Source organism: Wolbachia endosymbiont of Cylisticus convexus (assembly GCF_003344345.1).
Map to the genome: position 1 here is coordinate 1 of NZ_QPIP01000147.1, position 3,081 is coordinate 3,081.

The window sequence follows — 3,081 nt, forward strand, 5'->3', positions numbered from 1 at the left end:
CAGCGAGTATAAGTAAAAATCATCTTTAATATGCTGACCATCTTTATTATATTTGTGTACTTCATAATAAAAGTTATCATCAACAAATTCTGAATCATTATTGAAAAAATCTATAAAATCTGTCATGATGTTAGCCTCTTTTATTAATAAACTACTAATAGTGTAACTAATATTTTTATATAAGTCAATATAAGTTAATTTATTAACTAAAATTTTGAACTAAACTCATAAGTAACTTGTCATTCCTTGCTGGAAAGATTTTCCTGCTTTTAACTATTTGTTAACATGTATCAAGATCTTCGCTATTTTATGTTAATATCCTTACATATTTGAGTATAAGTTTCTGTGAGCATTATTTATAAACGTTACAACACTAATCCATAAAACTTCTCTAATTGCTCACTCCATAGCATCGGTATTTCTCTTTTGAGCTTCCTCCATAACACAAGAAAAACTAACCTCTTTTTCAGCCAATGCCAGGCTAGTTTTTCTTTCAATTCTTAATTTGTTTTCAACTTGAATTATCATTTCCTATTGAAACAATGTTTATGGAATCACTCAAATCATACTACACTACACCAACTTGATCAGATAATAAGCACTTCCTCTTGCATAATTACTGGTGATCCATTTTCCGGCTCTATAAGGCACTTAAGTTTCTCTAATTCTGTATTATATTCAAGGCATCCAAGCTTTGCTGATATCAATTCAGCTTGCTCCATACACATAAGCTCCTGTAGATCTGGCTCCTCTGCCATTTTTGCCTGCTTAAAACAAGATTCTATTTCCTCTCTAAGTAGTTCTTTGCCTTTTAAAAAAGTTATTTTACTCATATAATCCTCTATTTGAAAAAAGCAAGTTATACAATAAAGTAACTAAAATAATCTAAATTCTTGCGTCATACTTACAGCTCTTTTTATTAACACTGCTTTATTTCCTAACCTATTCTTTGCACTTCGAATAAACTACTGTTAAAGGTTTAACCATAAAACTTCTCCAGTTGGTCACTCCACAGCATCGGTATTTCCTTCAAATCAGCTAACTTTAAACCCCTTGGCTGTCTCCCATTTACTATGTCTTCTTTAATTTTTGGTGCTAAATAATTTAACCTTAAAATTTGCTGTATACGTCTTGTACCTATATTAATTTTGGCACTCAGCTCCTTCACACTTCCATATTTTCCCTTTTCTAGCTGACGTTTCCACAGGTGGGCTCTTACCACTGCTTTCAGTAACGCATTATTTGTTTTGCCTTCTGGCTCTACTACTGTGCATTTCTTTCCTTTCTTCTTTAAATTCATTGATATAAATTTTTCCTCTGATTCAGAACATATTTCTATTCCATCTTCTTTTACCATTACTCCCTTTATTAATTTCTTCACTACTTCTTTCTGCTTTCCAAAACTTAAATTTTTCCACTCTTCTGCTTTTTCTCCCCATTTTTCATATAAGCGTTCGGCTCTTTTCATCACTTCTTTTTCCACTTCTCCCGCTACTATAGTTCTGTTTATTGATTCACAACCTTTTCCTCTTAAATGATTGTTGCATACGTAATATCGGTACCTTTTATTCTCTTTTTTTGCATACGTCAGTGTCATGTTTACTTCACAACTCTTGCACTTAATTATTCCCCTAAGCAACGCCTCCTCATATCTTGCTTTTCGGTACGGCTGATCCTTTATCAACTCTTGTGCTTTTTTCCATTTTTCCTCTTCTATTATTGCTTCATGTTTTCCTTCATACTCTTTCTCATAATGTCTAATTTTTCCAGTATATATTGGATTTGTTATTATCCTCCTCACCGTTGCCTTTTTAAAGATATCTGATTTTGTTCTGTAACCTTGACTATTCAACTCCCTTGACAATTCTGCCATTGACTTCAGCTCCAAATATCTTTCAAATATATGCTTCACTGTCCTTGCTTCTTTTTCATTTATTATTAATTCTTTATCTTTTACATCATACCCTAGCGGCAAAGTTCCTCCCATCCATAATCCTTGCTCTTTTGATGTTGCTATTTTATTTTTTACCCTTTCTACAATCATTTCTCTTTCTAGTTGTGCTGCTCCTGATAATACCGTTTGTACGAACTTTCCCATTGGCGTATTATTGTCAAATATCTGCGTTACTGCTACAAAATTTACTCGGTGCCTTCTAAAAAATGATGTTACATCTATACTGTCGGGAATGTTCAAAAAAGTGTGTCAAACCGAAAAAAAGTAATTTATATCAATTTAAAAATGGAGGTTTGACAATGAGTCAAAAAGTAGTAAACAGAACTAACGGATTGGTAGATTATAAAGAGTTGGAAACAAATATCCTGTCGTCTATACGAGAAGGAAGACCGTTGACAGGAAAGGAGGGAGCATTAACACCATTTATAAAAAAGCTGCTGGAGGCGAGTCTAGAAGGTGAAATAGAAAACCATTTATTAGCTGAAAGTGAAGAAAATAATCGCAGAAATGGGAGGAATGGAAAGACTTTACGTACAAGTGCAGGTTCATTTGAGCTGTTAACGCCAAGAGATAGAGAAGGAAGTTTTGAGCCGCAAATAGTCAAAAAAAGGCAAACAAGCTTACATCCAGAGCTTGAAACGAAGATTTTGAGCACATTTGCCAGTGGTATGAGCTATAGAGATATAGCGTCACACGTTGAGGAAATTTATGATCACAAAATATCGGTAGCAGAGATATCAAGTATTACCGACAAATTACTGCCTATAATCAATGAATGGCGTAGTCGTCCACTGCAATCAGTATACCCGATAGTATTTATGGATGGGATGTTCTTTAAGGTCAAGGAGGATGGACATTGCGTAAGTAAATGTATGTACAATATATTGGGCATAGACCAAAATGGCAGAAAAGAAGTCCTGGGCTTTTATTTGGCTGAAAGTGAAGGAGCTAACTTTTGGTTGGAAGTGCTAAATAACCTCAAAGAAAGAGGAGTAGAAGATATTCTGATTGCATGTGTAGATGGGCTAAAAAGCTTTCCTGCAGCCATCAACAGTGTATTTCCCAGTGCAGAAGTGCAGCTATGTATAGTACACCAAATAAGAAATTCTCTGAAATATGTATCCAGT

The 3,081-nt window shown here is 34.1% G+C and carries 4 protein-coding genes; 1 reads left to right on the plus strand and 3 read right to left on the minus strand.

The genetic code is table 11. The features are described from left to right. Positions 1–399: 399 nt before the first annotated feature. From Wcon_RS12625 to Wcon_RS09330, 3 genes are all read right to left on the minus strand, one after another. On the minus strand, positions 400–528 hold the full coding sequence (locus Wcon_RS12625; protein ID WP_255565546.1) for a hypothetical protein: 129 nt from the start codon (positions 526–528) through the stop codon (positions 400–402). Positions 529–587: 59 nt separating this feature from the next. Further along, a complete protein-coding gene (locus tag Wcon_RS09325) occupies positions 588–833 on the minus strand; it encodes a hypothetical protein (protein WP_114517832.1) in 246 nt (81 codons plus the stop codon). Between the two features lie 146 nt (positions 834–979). Then, positions 980–2,194: a recombinase family protein gene (locus tag Wcon_RS09330; protein WP_237350140.1), complete on the minus strand. Its 1,215-nt coding sequence runs from the start codon at positions 2,192–2,194 to the stop codon at positions 980–982. A gap of 59 nt (positions 2,195–2,253) precedes the next feature. Between Wcon_RS09330 and Wcon_RS09335 the strand changes: the two genes are divergently transcribed. Beyond that, a partial coding sequence (locus tag Wcon_RS09335; protein WP_114516781.1) for an IS256 family transposase occupies positions 2,254–3,081 on the plus strand: 828 nt, incomplete at its 3' end.